This window comes from Actinotalea endophytica (genome assembly GCF_025717005.1).
GTDB lineage: Bacteria > Actinomycetota > Actinomycetes > Actinomycetales > Cellulomonadaceae > Actinotalea.
Map to the genome: position 1 here is coordinate 23,206 of NZ_JAOVZU010000010.1, position 16,008 is coordinate 39,213.

The 16,008-nt window shown below is 75.3% G+C and carries 13 protein-coding genes; 8 read left to right on the top strand and 5 right to left on the bottom strand.

The window, feature by feature from the left end; translation table 11 throughout:
• Positions 1-45: 45 nt before the first annotated feature.
• Positions 46-1,392: a sensor histidine kinase gene (locus OEB99_RS16115; RefSeq protein ID WP_263578316.1), complete on the bottom strand. Its 1,347-nt coding sequence runs from the start codon at positions 1,390-1,392 to the stop codon at positions 46-48.
• A 3-nt stretch (positions 1,393-1,395) separates the two neighbouring features.
• A complete protein-coding gene (locus OEB99_RS16120) occupies positions 1,396-2,073 on the bottom strand; it encodes a response regulator transcription factor (RefSeq protein ID WP_263578317.1) in 678 nt (225 codons plus the stop codon).
• 108 nt (positions 2,074-2,181) lie between these two features.
• Between OEB99_RS16120 and OEB99_RS16125 the strand changes: the two genes are divergently transcribed.
• The 5 genes from OEB99_RS16125 to OEB99_RS16145 all read left to right on the top strand — a co-directional run bounded on the left by OEB99_RS16125 (position 2,182) and on the right by OEB99_RS16145 (position 10,950).
• On the top strand, positions 2,182-3,369 hold the full coding sequence (locus OEB99_RS16125) for a sensor histidine kinase (protein ID WP_263578318.1): 1,188 nt from the start codon (positions 2,182-2,184) through the stop codon (positions 3,367-3,369).
• The gene (locus OEB99_RS16130) at positions 3,366-4,037 is read left to right on the top strand and encodes a response regulator (RefSeq protein ID WP_263578319.1); all 672 of its coding nucleotides are present in this window, start codon (positions 3,366-3,368) and stop codon (positions 4,035-4,037) included. The genes OEB99_RS16125 and OEB99_RS16130 overlap by 4 nt, the downstream gene beginning before the upstream one ends.
• A gap of 130 nt (positions 4,038-4,167) precedes the next feature.
• Positions 4,168-4,932, top strand: coding sequence for an ABC transporter ATP-binding protein (locus OEB99_RS16135; protein ID WP_263578320.1), 765 nt, complete (start codon positions 4,168-4,170; stop codon positions 4,930-4,932).
• Positions 4,932-7,478 (top strand): ABC transporter permease, encoded by a 2,547-nt coding sequence (locus OEB99_RS16140; protein ID WP_263578321.1) that lies wholly within the window; start codon positions 4,932-4,934, stop codon positions 7,476-7,478. The genes OEB99_RS16135 and OEB99_RS16140 overlap by 1 nt, the downstream gene beginning before the upstream one ends.
• 157 nt (positions 7,479-7,635) lie before the next feature.
• Entirely contained in the window at positions 7,636-10,950 is a 3,315-nt protein-coding gene (locus tag OEB99_RS16145) for an FtsK/SpoIIIE domain-containing protein (protein WP_263578322.1), read from the top strand.
• A 91-nt stretch (positions 10,951-11,041) separates the two neighbouring features.
• Here OEB99_RS16145 and OEB99_RS16150 read toward each other — a convergent pair whose 3' ends face one another.
• Positions 11,042-11,431, bottom strand: coding sequence for a hypothetical protein (locus tag OEB99_RS16150; protein ID WP_263578323.1), 390 nt, complete (start codon positions 11,429-11,431; stop codon positions 11,042-11,044).
• Between the two features lie 267 nt (positions 11,432-11,698).
• Here OEB99_RS16150 and OEB99_RS16155 point away from each other — a divergent pair, with 267 nt between their 5' ends.
• Positions 11,699-11,950: a WhiB family transcriptional regulator gene (locus tag OEB99_RS16155; protein ID WP_263578324.1), complete on the top strand. Its 252-nt coding sequence runs from the start codon at positions 11,699-11,701 to the stop codon at positions 11,948-11,950.
• A gap of 163 nt (positions 11,951-12,113) precedes the next feature.
• Here the strand turns inward: OEB99_RS16155 and OEB99_RS16160 are convergent, their stop codons facing one another.
• Positions 12,114-13,583 (bottom strand): sensor histidine kinase, encoded by a 1,470-nt coding sequence (locus OEB99_RS16160; RefSeq protein WP_263578325.1) that lies wholly within the window; start codon positions 13,581-13,583, stop codon positions 12,114-12,116.
• An 87-nt stretch (positions 13,584-13,670) separates the two neighbouring features.
• On the opposite strand from OEB99_RS16160, the gene OEB99_RS16165 reads away from it, so the two are divergent.
• The gene (locus OEB99_RS16165; protein ID WP_263578326.1) at positions 13,671-14,171 is read left to right on the top strand and encodes a DUF2505 domain-containing protein; all 501 of its coding nucleotides are present in this window, start codon (positions 13,671-13,673) and stop codon (positions 14,169-14,171) included.
• On the opposite strand, the gene OEB99_RS16170 is transcribed toward OEB99_RS16165, so the two are convergent.
• A complete protein-coding gene (locus OEB99_RS16170; RefSeq protein ID WP_263578327.1) occupies positions 14,159-14,677 on the bottom strand; it encodes a flavodoxin domain-containing protein in 519 nt (172 codons plus the stop codon). The two genes, OEB99_RS16165 and OEB99_RS16170, sit on opposite strands and share 13 nt — an antisense overlap.
• A 205-nt stretch (positions 14,678-14,882) precedes the next feature.
• Between OEB99_RS16170 and OEB99_RS16175 the strand changes: the two genes are divergently transcribed.
• Entirely contained in the window at positions 14,883-15,938 is a 1,056-nt protein-coding gene (locus OEB99_RS16175; protein WP_263578328.1) for a M15 family metallopeptidase, read from the top strand.
• Positions 15,939-16,008 lie beyond the last annotated feature (70 nt).

A 16,008-nucleotide genomic window follows, 5' to 3' on the forward strand; every position in this document is an offset into this window, starting at 1 on the left:
GCTTCGCACCCCCGGGCGCACCTCCTGGCGCGCCGCCGACGCGAGCTACGAGCTGCGGCGACGACGGCGGCGACGGCGCGCGCCGCGCCGGGGCGACACCGTCGAGCCGTGCGGGAGCACGACCTCCGGGTCGAACAGCCGCGGGAGACCGGCCAGGAAGACCACGAACACCGCGGGGCGCCGCTGGGCGAGCTCGAGCCGACCACCGTCCGCCGCGATGAGGTCCCGCGCGAGCGCCAGCCCCAGGCCGGTGCCGCGCCCCGAGGTGACCTCGCGCTCGAAGATCCGCGGGGCGAGCTCGTCCGGCACGCCCGCGCCCTCGTCGGCGACCTCGACCGCCCACGCCCCGCTGCTGCCGGACGGGCGGCCGCGCACGGTCGTGGTGCCGGCCCCGTGCCGCAGCGAGTTCTCGATCAGCGTCGCGAGCACCTGGGCCAGCGCGCCGGGCGTCGCCAGCACGGCCGCGTCCTCGGGCACCTCGACCACGAGCTTGCGCCCCTCGCGACGGAACGTCGGCGCCCACTCCTCGTACTGCTGGTTCACCACGTCGGACAGGCGCAGCGCCTCGGTCGTCCCGCCCGCCGCACGCCGCGAGCGGGACATCAGGTCGTCGATCACCTGCACGAGCCGCTCGACCTGCTCCAGCGAGATCCTGGCCTCCTCGCGCACCTCGTCGGAGTCGCTGGCCAGCCCGATCTCCTCCAGGCGCATGCTCAGCGCCGTCAGCGGCGTGCGCAGCTGGTGGGAGGCGTCCGCGGCGAACTGGCGCTCGGCCGCCAGGCGCCCCGCCAGGCGGTCGGCGCTGCGCCCCAGCTCCGCGGCCACCAGGTCGATCTCCTCGACGCCGGAGGCCTCCAGGTGCGGGCGCACCTGGCCGCTGCCGAGCTGCTCGGCGCTCGCCGCGAGGTAGATCAGCGGTGCGGACAGCCGGCGCGCCGACCACAGCGCCACCGCGATGCCTGCGCCGAAGGCGACCAGCGAGGCGGCGACCACGAGCGCGACCGCGCGGGCCGAGCGCCAGAACACGTCCCACCAGCTCAGCGTGAAGACGACCACGGCGCCGGACTCGGTGTAGAGGATCTTCGGGTAGGCGCGCCCGCCGATCGGCTCGCCCGCGCGCACGCGCGTGCCGTCCGGCCCGAGCACCGTCACGGACGCGGGCAGGTTGCCGTCGTCGCCCCCGACGTAGACCTCGAGCAGGTCCTCGGTGACCTCACGGCCGTTCGCGATCCGGACCTCGACCTGTCGCGCGAGCGCCTGGGCGCGGTCGTCCCGGTTGCGCAGCTCGGTGTCGCGCACCAGCTGGGCACCGTAGAACGCGAGCGGGATGCCGAGCAGCACGACCGCGACGGTCACCGCCGCGATCGTGGCCTGCAGGACGCGGCGGCGCATCGCTCAGGCGGACTCGAAGCGGAAGCCCATCCCACGCACCGTGGTGATGTAGCGCGGGGCGCCGGCGTCGTCGCCGAGCTTGCGGCGCAGCCACGACACGTGCATGTCGAGGGTCTTGGTCGAGCCGGTCGGGTCCGACCCCCAGACCTCGCGCATCAGCGAGTCACGCGGGACGACCGTCCCGGCGTCCCGGACGAGCACCCGGAGCAGGTCGAACTCCTTCGCCGTCAGGTGCAGCTCACGGTCGGACTGGAAGGCCCGGTGCGCGGCGAGGTCGACCTTGACGTCCTTGGCCCGCAGCTCGTCCTCCTCGGTGCCGTCGGCGTGCGTGCGACGCAGCAGGGCCCGGACCCGGGCGAGCAGCTCGGCGAGGCGGAACGGCTTGGTCACGTAGTCGTCGGCCCCGGCGTCCAGACCGACCACGAGGTCGACCTCGTCGGCGCGCGCGGTGAGCACCAGCACGGGCGTGGTCAGCCCGTCGTTGCGGACCCGGCGGGCCACGTCGAGACCGTCCATGTCGGGCAGGCCGAGGTCCAGGATGATCATGTCCGCCGCTGGGGCGTTGTCGATCGCACCTTGACCCGTTCCTTGCACGACCACGTCGTAGCCCTCGCGCCCCAGCGCTCGGGCCAACGGTTCGGCAATGGCAGGGTCGTCCTCGGCAAGGAGCACGCGCGTCATGGCCCCATGCTGCCACAGCACCGAGCCCGAACCGGGGGGACACCGCCGAGCCCGAATGTCCGACCTGGGACCGACGCGCCCCTCCTCGACCGGCCCTACCCTGGGCCGGTGCGCTGGTGGGACCGCCTGAGCGCGTGGGACCGCAGCCACACGCTCCTCGTCGACGGCGGCGCGGTGCTGCTCTGGCTGCTGTTCGTCTCGGTCGCGACGGCCGGGACGAGCGTGCAGGTCTGGGCGATCGTGCCCGCGCTGCCGCTCGTCGTCCGCCGCCGGCTGCCGGTCACCTCGGTCGTCGCGGTGTACGGCGTCGTGCTGCTGCACCTGCTCACCGGGCTCAGCGGCAGCTTCTCGCTCTCGCCGGGCGACGTCCTGGTGCTCGCCGCGCTCGGCTCGGTCACGCTGCACGGTCCGCGCTGGGCGTACCGCACCGCACTGGTCTCCGCCTTCGCCGGCTTCACGATGCTCGCCGTGGTGGCCTGGCTCAGCGGCGCCGGCCCGGGGACCGCGACCGCGATGGCCATCGCTGCCGGGCTGCTCGGCCTCACCACCTTCGCGCTCGCCCTGCTGCGCCGCTCGCGACGCGAGAAGATCGACGCCCTCACCGAACGCGCGGGTCGGCTCGAGGCGGAACGCGATCAGCAGGCCGTGCTCGCCACCGCCGCCGAACGGACCCGCATCGCCCGCGAGATGCACGACATCGTGGCCCACTCGCTGTCGGTGATGATCGCGCAGGCCGACGGCGGCCGGTACGCCGCGGGCGCCGAGCCCGAGGCCGCCGTCCGGGCGCTCGCCACGATCTCCGAGACCGGCCGCGCCGCCCTCGCCGACATGCGCAAGCTCCTCGGCGTGCTGCGCGCGGACGACGAGGAGTCGCGCGCCGAGCTCCGCCCGCAGCCGGTCGCCGAGCAGGTCGCCGAGCTCGTCGACCAGGTCCGCGGCTCCGGCCTCGCGGTGTCCCTGGTGCGGATGGGCGAGCCGCGCACGCTGCCCCCCGGCACCGGGCTCTCGGTCTACCGGGTATGCCAGGAGTCGCTGACGAACGTGCTCAAGCACGCCGGACCGCAGGCGCGGGCGACCGTGCTGGTCCAGTGGACCCCCCGATCGTTGGTCCTCGAGGTCTCGGACGACGGTCGGGGCGCCGCCGCAGCGGACGACGGCGCGGGACACGGCGTCACCGGCATGCGCGAACGCGTCGCGATGCTCGGCGGCACGCTGAGTGTCGGGCCGCGCCCGGGCGGCGGCTTCCGGGTCCGCGCCGAGGTCCCCCTTCCCCCGACCCGAGAGGCGGTTCAGTGACGACGAGGGTGGCGCTGGTCGACGACCAGCAGCTGGTGCGTGCCGGCTTCCGCATGGTGATCGACTCCCAGCCGGACCTCGAGGTGGTGCTCGAGGCAGGCGACGGTGCCGAAGCGGTCCGCCGCCTGGCCGTGGTGCCCGCCGACGTGGTGCTGATGGACGTCCGGATGCCGGAGATGGACGGGCTCGAGGCGACCGCCCGGCTCACCGCCTCGCCCGGTCCGGAGGGCGCGCCGCCGCGGGTGGTGGTCCTCACCACGTTCGACCTCGACGAGTACGTGCTCTCGGCGATCCGGGCCGGGGCGAGCGGCTTCCTGCTCAAGGACGCCCCGCCGGAGGACCTGCTGGCCGCGATCCGGACGGTGCACGCCGGCGACGCCGTGATCGCACCGTCGGCGACCCGGCGACTGCTCGAGCACCTGGTGACGGCGCTGCCCGCGGACACCCCGGCGCACCCGGGGCTGGCCGAGCTGACCGACCGCGAACGCGAGGTGCTCGTGCTCATGGCGCGGGGCCTGTCGAACGGCGAGATCGCCGGCACCCTCGTCGTCGCCGAGGCCACCGTGAAGACCCACGTCGGCCGCGTGCTGGCCAAGCTCGGTGCACGCGACCGGGTCCAGGCGGTCGTGGCGGCCTACGAGCACGGCCTGGTCGCACCCGGCCGCTGACCGGCACCCCGGACGCGCCGAGGCGGACCGGACACGGGTCACGTGTACGACCTGGGGATGACCCGACGATGATCAGGTCCCGCCCGCGGGCCGATCCGGCGCTGCGGGCGTCGGCCCTAGCGTCGAGGCCATGACACACATCACCCAGACTCCCCCGACCTCCGCGATCCGGGCCAGGGGCCTGACCAAGGTCTACGGCAGCGGCGAGGCCGCCGTGCACGCGCTGCGCGGGGTCGACGTGGACGTCGCCACCGGAGCGTTCACCGCGATCATGGGCCCGTCCGGCTCGGGCAAGTCGACCCTGCTCCACCTGCTCGCCGGCCTGGACGGTGCGACCGCCGGCGGGGTCTGGCTCGGCGAGACCGAGCTCACCGCGCTCGGCGACACCGCCCTGACGCGGCTGCGCCGCGACCGCGTCGGCTTCGTGTTCCAGCAGTTCAACCTGCTGCCCATGTTCACCGCCGAGCAGAACATCACGCTCCCGCTGGAGATCGCCGGACGGCCGCTCGACCGCGCGTGGTTCGACACGCTGGTCTCGACGCTCGGCCTCGGCGACCGGCTGGACCACCGCCCGTCCGAGCTCTCCGGCGGCCAGCAGCAGCGGGTCGCGATCGCGCGGGCCCTGGTCACCCGGCCGGACGTGGTGTTCGCCGACGAGCCGACCGGCAACCTCGACTCCCGCGCCGGCGCCCAGGTGCTCAGCTTCCTGCGCACCTCGGTGCGCGAGCTCGGCCGGACCATCGTCATGGTCACCCACGACCCCTCGGCTGCGGCCTATGCGGACCGCGTGCTGCTGCTCGCCGACGGCCTGATCGCCGGCGACATCGCCGACCCCACGCCCGAGTCCGTCCTCGCCGGCCTGGACGCACTGCGCGCGCTGGACGAGGTGCACTGATGCTGCGACTGACCCTCGCCCAGATGCGCCGCAGCATCGGGCGCCTGGCCGCGGCCGGGATCGCGATCATGATCGGGGCCGCGTTCGTCGCTGCGACCCTGCTGTCCGGCGAGGTCCTGACCCGGACGACCTACGACGCCGCGGCGTCGCAGTACGGCGACGCCGACCTGGTGATCACCCAGGCGACCCTGGCCGACTCCGACCTGGCCGCGCTCGCAGCCGTCGACGGGGTTCAGGCGGTGCAGCCGCTCGACACCGGCGGTGCGGACCTCACGGGTCCCGGCGGCCACGCCTGGGTCACGGTCGCCGGCCGAGCCGACGACCCGCGGCTGGACGCCGTGAGCGCGACCGACGGGTCGCTGCCCGCCGCGGACGACGAGATCGCGCTGCCGGAACGGGTTGCCGACCAGCTCGGCGTCGGGATCGGCGACCAGGTCCAGTCGACCGTGCAGTCCTGGGCCGCGGACGCGACGCAGCCGACCGACCACCTCAGCACGCTCCGCGTGGTCGGGCTCGTCGACGCCCCGTCCGCGTTCCTCTCCGACGGCGGTGTGGCAGTGGTGACCAAGTCGGTCGCGCACGACTGGCTCGCGCTCTCCTGGGGTGGCCAGGACGTCACGTACTGGAGCGCATCCGTCACGCTCGCTCCGGGGACCTCGACGGCCGACGCGACCACCCGGATCTCGCAGCTGCTCGACGGGACCGGGACGCTCGTCCGCACGCGTGACGAGCAGGCGGCCGCCAACGCGGCCGAGCTCTCCGGCTCGACCTGGGCCCTGACCGGCGTCGTGCTCGGCTTCGCCGCCGTGGCCCTGCTGGTCGCGTCGCTGGTCATCGCCAACACCTTCCAGGTCCTCGTCGCACAGCGGACCCGGACGCTCGCGCTGCTGCGCTGCGTGGGCGCCGAGCGCCGCCAGCTGCAGCGCGGCGTGCTGATCGAGGCGACGCTGCTGGGGCTCGCGACCTCCGCGGCCGGCGTCCTGCTCGGGATCGGGCTCGTCCAGGCGACCCTCACCGTGCTGGGCGACACCACCGACGTGCCGCTGCCGTCGACGATCACCATGACGCCGGCCGTCGTGCTGGTCCCGCTGCTGGTCGGCACGCTCGTCACGGTGCTCGCCTCGCTCGCGCCCGCCAGGGCCGCCACGCGCGTCGCGCCGCTCGCTGCCCTGCGACCGGCCGACACCTCGGTGCACCAGCGCTCGGGCCGTGTCCGCGCATGGCTGGCCGGGGTGCTGGTGGTGGTCGGTGCGGGTGGGCTCGCGCTCGGCATGGCCGTGGCCACCGCGATGTCGATGCCGCTCGGGCTCGTCGTCGGGATGCTCGGCGGCACGCTGTCGTTCGTCGGCGTGATGGTCGGCGCGGTGTTCTGGGTGCCCGGGCTCCTCGCCCGGCTCGGCCGGCTCGGCGGGCGCTCCGCCGCAGCGCGACTGGCCGCTGCCAACGCGGTGCGCAACCCGCGGCGGGTCGCGACCACCAGCGGCGCACTGTTCATCGGGGTGACCCTCGTCGCGATGATGTCCACCGGTGCCGCGAGCGTGACCCGGACGTTCACGAGCGAGCTGAACTCGCACTACCCGGTGGACGTCGTGCTCGAGTCGGTCGCGATGGACTCCGACGGCAACCCGGCGCTCCCCTCGGACCTGGTGGACGAGGTGAGCGCCGTGGACGGCGTCGCCGCGAGCGCCGTGGTGCAGCAGGCGGTGGGGCTGACCGTCACAGGCCCCGACGGCGACCAGACCAGCGTCGACGTGTACGCGGGCGACGCCACGGCCCTGGCCGGGGTGCTGAACGACGCGGACCAGGCGGCCGCGCTCGGCGACGGGACCATCCTGCTCGGGGAGTCCGACGCCGCGTCGCTCGGCGTCGGGGTGGGAGACCGCGTGCCGGTCACCGGGCCCGACGGCGTCCTCGACCTCGAGGTCACCGCCACCGACTCGGCGATGGCCATGGTGACCACGTCGACCCTCGCGGGGCTGGACCACGGCGCGCCCGCGTCCGACCTGTGGCTCGCGCTCGCACCGGGCGCGGACCCGACCTCGGCGGTGACCGACATCCAGGACATCACCGGAGCCGAGACCGACGTCGTCGTCCAGGTGATCGGCCTGGCCGTCGAGCGGGCGTTCTTCCAGCGGGTCGTCGACACGCTGCTGGCCGTCGTCGTGGGGCTTCTCGGGGTCGCGGTCGTGATCGCGATGGTCGGCGTGACCAACACGCTGTCGCTGTCCGTCCTCGAGCGTCGACGCGAGTCGGCGACGCTGCGGGCGATCGGCATGACCCGTGCCCAGCTGCGCTCGTCGCTCGCGATCGAGGGCCTGCTCGTCGCGCTCGTCGGCACGCTCGTCGGCGCGCTGCTCGGCATCGTCTACGGCTGGATCGGGGCGCAGATCCTGCTCTCCGAGGTCACCTCGGTGGCCCTCGCCGTGCCGTGGCGCGACCTCGGGCTGGTCCTGCTCGTGGCAGTCGCCGCCGGGTTGCTCGCGTCGGTCCTGCCCGCCCGGTCCGCGACGCGGACGCCGCCGGTGGAGGCGCTCGCGTCCGAGTAGCCGACCGGCGCGCCGCCGGGTCGAGCCACCGCGCGCGCCGGACCCGACGCCAGGGCTGGAGGGGCCCAGGCGTCCACACCGCAGGGCCGTCACGGCGATCCACAGCCGTGGCGGCCCTTGCGGTCGGTGCGTGCGGCCGACGCGGCACCGTCGGGCCGTGCGCTTCACGCTCGACCCGCTCGGCGACGTGCTCGTCCCGGACGGCATCGAGCTCGCCGCGGCCCGCCCGGGCCTGGTCGCCCTCACCGGGGTGACGTCGCTGGCCCACGCGCCCCTGATCGTGGACCACCGCACGCTCGACGACCACCAGGTCGCCGGTCTCGCGCCGTGGGTCGAGGGCTGCCGCGTCCAGGTCGGTGCGATCCGCGACCCGCGACGGGACACGTCGCGGCGCCCACCGTCCACCACCCGGTCGGCCCGGTGGTGGACGGTGCTCGTCGACGGCCCGGACGCAGGGCGCTGCACCCCGCTACGACCTCGGCACGCCCTTGCCCCGGAGCGCGACGCGCGGATCGTGCGACTGCCGCGCGTACGCACCCCGCAACCGGCACCGGCCGCCGGACCGGCCACCCCGTCCTGGGTGTGGCTGGTGCCGGTGGTGGGGGCGCTGGTCGCCGCACTCGTGCTGCGCACCCCGACGCTCGCCCTGCTCGGCCTCAGCGGCCTGACGCCGCTCGCCGGGCGGCTCGTCCGACCTCGCCGGGCCGTCTGGGCACCCGAGCCCGCCGGGTGCTCCGCGCGGCTGGCGGTGGACGACCGGGGCGCTCCGGGCTGGCTCGGAGCCGCACGTGACGGGCTCGCCCTGGTCGGCGACCGTGCGGCGACGCTCGCCGCGGCGCGGACACTGCTCGGCTCCGCAGTGCTCGACGCAGACCTGACGGTCGACCTCCAGCTGCCCGCGGCGCGGGCGTCCGACTGGAGCTGGGCGAGGTGGCTCGGCGCCCGGGTCACCACCGTCGCGCCGGACGCGACGTCCCGGCGCAACGGCGCACGGCACCTCCTGGTCGCCGACGGCGCGGCACCGTCGGCGCTGCAGCGGTGGTGGTCGGCGCGGGACGGCGCGGGGCTCCTGCTCGTCACCGACCGCCCCGCGGACGTGCCGGCGTGGTGCAGGCACAGCGTCACGCCGGGACCGGTGGACCGCCGCGGGCCGCGGCTCCGGCCCGCCCGTCCGGGTGTCGTCGGGGCATCGACCGGCTGGGCCGAGGCGCACGCCCGGACCCTCGCAGCACGGGACGCACGGGGCGTGACGGGTCTGCCGCGCCTCGTGCCCCTGGCCGGGCTCCCGCTGGAGGGGCCGAGCGCGTGGACGGTGCCGATCGGCGTCGGCGAGGGTGGCCCGGCCTGGGTCGACCTGATCGAGGACGGCCCGCACGTCCTCGTCGCGGGGACCACGGGTTCAGGCAAGTCCGAGCTGCTCCAGACGCTGGTGCTCGCGCTCGCGCGCCGCCACCCGCCGGACCGCCTGGCGCTCGTCCTGGTCGACTTCAAAGGTGGCGCCGGCCTCGGGGCGTGCCGAGACCTGCCGCACGTCGCCGGCACCGTCACCGACCTCGACCCGGCCGCGACGGTGCGGGCGCTGGCGGCGCTCCGCGCCGAGCTGCGGCGCCGCGAAGGACTGATCGCCGAGGCCGGCGTGCCCGACCTGGAGGCGCTGCGGGCCCGCGGCCCTGCACCCGCTCGGCTGGTCGTCGTGGTCGACGAGCTGCTCGCGCTGCGCGAGGACGTGCCGCACGCCGTGCCCGACCTCGTCCGGCTCGCCACCCAGGGGCGCGCGCTCGGCATCCACCTCGTGCTGGCGACGCAACGGCCGGCGGGCGCTCTGGACGCCCAGGTCCGGGCGAACGTCGCGTTGCGGATCTGCCTGCGGGTCGCCGACGTCGCGGACTCGATCGATGTGCTCGGCAGCCCGGACGCCGCGTCGCTGCCCGCGGACGTCCCCGGCCGCGCGCTGCTGCGCCGCGCCGAGGCCACCCCGGTGACGGTGCAGACCGCGTGGGCCGCCCTGCCGCCGGGCGACACCGCACCGCGCTGGGCACCCGGATGGCCCCGGCCACCGAGGCCGTCGACACCGCCCGACCACATCGCCGCGCTCGTCAGGGCACTCGCCGAGGCCTCGGGCGGCCCCGGCGCGGCGACCCCACCCCTGTGGCGCCCTCCCCTGCCGGACCGGGTCCACCTCGACGAGGTGGCGTCGCTGCTCGGCGCAGTGCCCGGCGACGAGCCGTGCGCGGTGCCCGGCGACGAGCAGACGTCTCCCCTCGTGCTCGGCGTGGTCGATCGGGTACGCCGGACGGACCCGCTGCTGTGGCACCCGGGTCGCACCGTGCTCGGCGTGGTCGGCGGGCCGGGCAGTGGGCGGACGACCGCACTGCGGACCGTCGCCCAAGGCGCAGCGAACGCGGGGATGGTGGTTCACGTGCTGCACGGCTCGGCGTGGCGCTGGCCGCCGATGCCCGCGGCCGGCCGGGGCACCACGGTCGGCACGGACGACCCCCGACGTGCTCTCCGCCTGCTCACGCTGCTCGCCGAACCTCGGCCGCGCGACGTGCTGCTGGTCGACGACGTCGCCTCCGTCCGACGCGCCCTCGAGGCGCTGCCCCGCGGCGTCGGTGCGGATCTCGCGGACCTGCTGCAGCGAGTGCAGGCCCCGCTCGCGTGCAGCGGCACACCGCGAGACCTCCGCCAGGTCGCGACCGAGCTCGTCACGCTGGTCGGCGGGGACCGGGCGACCGGAGCCCACCCGGGGCCCGGGCGCGGCGAGCTCGACTCGGCACCGTGCCAGGTCGCACTGCCGAGCCCACGCGCCGACCTGCGACCCACGTGCGCACCCCCGGCCGACCCCGCAGCAGCGCCCCGCGAGCCGCTCCGGCTCGCCGCGCTCCCGAGGGCCCTCGACCGCGCACCGCACGTCGAGATCGACCGGTGGCACTCCGTGCTGGGCGTCGGCGGGGATCGCGGCCTGCCGATCTGCGTCGACCTGCACCGTGGCCTGCTGGTCGTGGGGCCGGCCGGCAGCGGGCGGAGCACGGCCCTCAGCGTCCTCACGGCGCGCGCGGGCGTTCCTGGGGTCGTCGTGACCTGCGGACCGGACGGGCTCGCCGACGCGGTGCGCGAGGTCGCCGAGGGATCCCTCCTGGTCGTCGACGACGCCGACCTGGCGCTGCGCAGGCGCCCCGAGCTCGACGACACCCTCACCGGGTGGATCCACGCCGCCGAGCACGGCGACCCGGCCGCACCCCGGCTCGTCCTCGCAGCCCGCACGGACCGCGTCGCAGTCGCCTTCCGGGGTGCGCTCGCCGCTCTCCGGGACGCCGGGACCGTGCTGGTCCTCGACCCGCTGGCGCAAGGGTCCGCGGAGGCGGCCGGTACCGACCTGGCGCCGGTGTGCGACCCGCGCCGGATCCCGGGGCGCGCGGCCCTGCGTACCCGTGGCGCGCTCGCGCCGGTCCAGCTGGCCGCCGCGCCGTGAGGTCAGCCGCGCTCGTGCCGGTTCAATCGGCCGTGGCGCCGTGAGGTCAGCCGCGCTCGTGCCGGTTCAGCCGGCGGTCGCGCCGTGAGGCTCAGCCGCGCTCAGGGCGACCTGCGGTCCGCCAGGCGTCCAGGACGGACGCGAGCACGACCCCCACCGCGAGCGCCGCCGCCGTCCACGCGCCGATCAGGGCGACCGACGCCGTGTCCGCCGCCCCGATGATCATGCCCGCGCTGCCCGCCTGCACCAGCTGCCAGGTCACCACCACGGCCCGGGCCGGACCCGAGCCGCGACGGAGCACCGCCCGCACGGCGCCGAACAGAGCAGCCGCCAGGATCAGGGCGAACACCGCGAGCGCGAGCGCCGGACCCGGCGCGGCGGCACCGCCGACGAGGATCTGCCAGACCACCCAGCCGGCCGCGGCGACCAGCGCCGCGATCTCGACGCCGACCCCTGCAGCGATCCCCACACGCAGTCCCACGGGGACGACCTTAGGCGGCCGTCGACCACCCCGGCCGCGCCGCGCGGTCCCGAGGCGGGAATGCCGCGTCCGGCGCAGTGGTTCGAACGGGTGACGGTGTGACCAACGCCTCATACGTCACTGTGGCGAAACATAGCCGTTACCCCTTGTGCATCGCCGCGCCAGGTGTGACCCTTGTATGAGTCGTAGGACGTTCTACGAAATCCCCAATCCGTGCGGACCCCCTGTCAAGGGACAGGTCTGCATGTCTCGCAAGGAGTGACACGTATGGACTGGCGCCACCGCGCTGCCTGCCTGGACGAGGACCCCGAGCTGTTCTTCCCCATCGGGAACACCGGCCCCGCCCTGCAGCAGATCGAGGACGCGAAGGCTGTCTGCCGGCGTTGCCCGGTGACGGACACCTGCCTCAAGTGGGCGCTGGAGTCCGGCCAGGACGCCGGCGTCTGGGGCGGGCTGTCCGAGGACGAGCGTCGCGCGCTCAAGCGCCGCACCGCCCGGGCCCGCCGCGCGGCGAGCTGAGCTCACCGGCTCGCACCACAGGCTTCACCCGACGACCCCGCGGCCCCCGGCCGCGGGGTCGTCGCACGTCCGGATGGTGTTCCCGCCCCGCCGCCGACACCGGTGCGACCGAGCGACCCGGCCCGCCGGCACCGCCGCGCCGCTCAGGCCGGTCGCGCGTCCCTCAGGCCGGTCGCGCGTCCCGCAGGTCGAGCTCGATGACCACGCTGGTGCCCCCACCCTCGCGCGGCGACCACTCGATCGTCCCGTGCAGCTCGTAACGCACCAGGGTCGAGACGATCTGGGTACCCAGACCGCTCTGCGGCCCTCCCGTGGCGGGCAGGCCGCCGCCGTCGTCGGCGACCACGGCCCGCAGGTGGCTCTCGTCGCGCTCGGCGACGATGTCGACCGTGCCCGGCCGCCCGTCCGCGAAGCCGTGCTCGACGGCATTCGTGACGAGTTCGGTGAGCACCAGGGCCAGGGCGGTGGCCGCCTCGGCCGGGACCATCCCGAAGGTTCCGGTCCGCACCGTGCGCACCGACCCGCCCGCGGAGGCGACGTCCGCCGCCAGGCGCAGGCTGCGGTCCACCAGCTGATCGAAGTCGACGGCCTCGTCGAGCGTCTGGGACAGCGTCTCGTGCACCTGCGCGATGGTCGTGACCCGCCGGATCGCCTCGCCGAGGGCCTCACGCGCCTCGGTCGAGGTCATCCGGCGTGCCTGGAGCCGGAGCAGCGCCGCCACCGTCTGCAGGTTGTTCTTCACCCGGTGGTGGATCTCGCGGATCGTCGCGTCCTTCGTGAGCAGCTCACGCTCGCGCCGCCGGAGCTCGGAGACGTCCCGGCAGAGCAGGACCGAACCGGTGCGGTCACGGCCCTCGGTCAGTGGGACCGCGCGCAGGGACAGGCACACGCCACGGGACTCCAGGTCGGTGCGCCATGCGGCGCGGCCGGTCACCACGAGCGGCAGCGACTCGTCCGTCGGCATGTCCGTCTCGAGCAGCTCGGTGGTCACCTCGGCCAGCGACCGCCCGACCAGCGAGCCGAGCACCCCCAGCCGGTGGAAGCAGCTCAGCGCGTTCGGGCTCGCGTAGAGGACCTCGCCCTCGGAGTTGAGACGGATCAGGCCGTCGCCGACGCGCGGCGCGCCACGGCGCGGACCGGTCGGAGCGTTCGGCGCCGGGAACTCGCCCCGCGCGATCATGCCGAGAAGGTCGTCGGCGGCCTCCACGTAGTTCAGCTCGAGACGGCTCGGGGTGCGCGCGCCACCGAGGTTCGTCTGCCGGGCGATGACCGCGATGGCCTCCCCCTGCCGGACCACGGGCACGGCCTCCTCGCGCACGGCGTAGGCGCCGAACCACCGGGGCTCACGCGAGCGCTGGATGGCCACCTCGGTCAGCGCCCGCTCGAGCTGGGGACGCTGCCCGTCCGGCGCCGTCGACCCGACGATGTCGTCGTAGTGCACCGTCGCGCCGGTCGACGGCCGGGCCTGCGCGACGGCGAGGAACCGGCCGTCCGAGGCCGGCACCCACAGCACCAGGTCGGCGAAGGCCAGGTCCGAGATCAGCTGCCAGTCACCGACCAGCAGGTGCAGCCACTCGACGTCTGCCGGTGCGAGATCGGTGTGTCGGGTGATGAGGTTGCTCAGGGTCGGCACACGCTGAGCCTAGGCCTCCGGCGCGGGGCTGTTAGCCTCGGTCCACACGCCATCAAGGGGTAGTCGAGGGTTAGCGAGGAGTCACCGGTGCACGTCAGGGCCGAGGCCGAGTTCCCCGCCGATCCGGACGCGGTCGCACGGATGATGGCCGATGAGGACTTCGTCCGTGCGAAGGTCGACGCGGCCGGCGCGCGGTCGCACACACTGAGCGTCGTCGGCGACGCGTCCGGGCCGTTCACCGTGACGACCCGGCGCCAGATGCCGTCGGACGCGATCCCGGCGCAGTTCCGTTCCCTCGTCGGCGACGCGCTCGAGGTCCGGATGGTCGAGGCCTGGGAGTCGCCCGAGCCGGACGGGCGACGAGGAACCGTCCTGGTGGAGGTCACCGGCGCCCCGGTCCGGATGACCGGCACCGCCACGCTGCTGCGCGACCCGGCCGGCTCCCGCCTGGTGGTCGAGGGCGAGCTGAAGGCGGCGATCCCGTTGTTCGGCGCGGCGGTCGAGCGCGCGACGGCCTCAGCGGTGCAGGCCGCGGCCGAGGCCGAGGAACGCACCGGCCGTCAGTGGCTGGCGGATCACGGCACGTAGCCCAGGCGGCGGATCTCCCACGCGTGCAGCTCCTCGGCGATCTGCGACGCCCAGTCCTGCACGTCCGCCCACTGCCGGAAGTCACCCGGTTCGGCCTGGAGCAGGGCCACCACGGCTCGCTCGGCGAGCGCGAGCCCACCGCGGTCGAGTCGGCCCCCGAACGTGCGGTGCCCGCGAGCGCCCATCCGGCGCATCAGGACCCCGACCTCCTCCGGGTCGCCCGTCGGAGCAGGCGGGTCCCCGACCGGGCCGGAGGAGAAGAGCCACACCGGCCGCTGCGCGAGCCGCCCGGCGAAGCGATCGACGAAGGCGCGTGCGGATGCGGCCCAGCGGCCGACGTAGACCGACGAGCCCAGGATCACCGACTCGTAGTCCTCGATGTCCTCGACCTCGTCGGGGTCGACCACATCGACCTCGAACCCGGACGCCCGCAGGACCTCGGCGATCGCGTCCCCGATCTCCTGGGTCGCACCGTGTCGGGACGCCACCGGCAGCAGGACCTTCATCGGGCACCTCCCCCACGCGTCAACACCTCAGCGTTGCCCGAGGGGCCCGTGAGGTCCTGGGCCGCAGGTCCCGTGCGGGGCACGACCTCGTCACACGGGGCCACCATGATCGCCACCGGAGGGGGTGTCGCGGGACTTCCGACCTACCCCCGGGGGTATCGGCGGAGGTCGACACCGCACGGCCGCGCGGGAGAGACTCCGGGGCGTGGGGACGCATGCGCAGCGCAGGGTGAGGCCGTGGTGGCCGCTCGCCGTCGTGCTCCTCGTGCTCGCGGCGGTCGCCACGGTGGTCGCGGTCCAGGTGCGCGCGTCGGCCGCCGAACAGCGGCGCGAGGCCGCGGCGCAGGCCCAGGCCGAGGCCGATGCGAGCGCTGCGGCCCAGGCCGAGGCGGACCGGATCGCCGCCGCCCAGGAGGCCGAGCAGGCCCGCCAGGCTGCCGTGGCGGACGGCGCGCTCGCGCTCAGCTGGGCCACGGCGAACAAGGTCGCCCAGACAGACCTGGCCGACGCGGACGAGCTGCTCGGGCAGACCGACGGGCAGGTGGACGACGACTCCACCCGGGACGCCGTCACCGCGGCGGTCGAGACGCTCACCGCGGCGCTCGGCGTCACCGAGCCGGACCAGCAGCACGTCGCGGCGGCGAGCGCCGCGACGGCCGCGCTGCGCCAGGCGATCGCCGACCTCGACGCGGCGCACCAGTCGTGGCTCGACGCGCGCGCGGCCGAGCAGGCTGCGGCGGCGGCCGCGGCCGCACGCTCGTCGTACTCCGGCGACTGCGGCGGGGCCGGCTCGTACGAGACCTCGACCCCGTCCGCGACGACGCTCTACACCTCCGTACCCACCGACGACGGCGACGGCAGCAACGGCAACCTGCCGCGATCGGCGATGACCGCGCTCGGCTGGTGCGTGGACTCGGCCGGCCACGCACAGTGGCTGCGCAGTGACGCGGCAGCGGCCATGGTCCGGCTGAACGCCGCGTTCCGGGCGCAGTTCGGCGAGAACATCGCGATCGACCTGTCGTACCGCTCGTACGCCGACCAGGTGCGTGCGCGCGAGCTGTACGGGGGCCTGGCGGCTCAGCCGGGCACGTCGAACCACGGCTGGGGCACGGCGATCGACACCTGGGAGTGGGCGGCGTACGACTTCGGCACACCGCGGTACGAGTGGCTCGTGCAGCACGGGCCGGACTACGGCTGGTACTGCCCCGCGGCGACCGAGTCGGGCAACCCCGAGTACTGGCACTTCGAGTACCGCGGCTGACGTCCGCCGCGCCGCACTGCGACGTGCGCCGCACGGTGCCACAGTGGGTCTCGGCCGACGATCTCGGCCG

Coding starts and splice junctions, on each gene's coding strand:
- OEB99_RS16120 (WP_263578317.1), bottom strand. CDS start 2,073: ATGACGCGCGTGCTCCTTGCCGAGGACGACCCTGCCATTGCCGAACCG.
- OEB99_RS16155 (WP_263578324.1), top strand. CDS start 11,699: ATGGACTGGCGCCACCGCGCTGCCTGCCTGGACGAGGACCCCGAGCTG.
- OEB99_RS16135 (WP_263578320.1), top strand. CDS start 4,168: ATGACACACATCACCCAGACTCCCCCGACCTCCGCGATCCGGGCCAGG.
- OEB99_RS16170 (WP_263578327.1), bottom strand. CDS start 14,677: ATGAAGGTCCTGCTGCCGGTGGCGTCCCGACACGGTGCGACCCAGGAG.
- OEB99_RS16115 (WP_263578316.1), bottom strand. CDS start 1,392: ATGCGCCGCCGCGTCCTGCAGGCCACGATCGCGGCGGTGACCGTCGCG.
- OEB99_RS16140 (WP_263578321.1), top strand. CDS start 4,932: ATGCTGCGACTGACCCTCGCCCAGATGCGCCGCAGCATCGGGCGCCTG.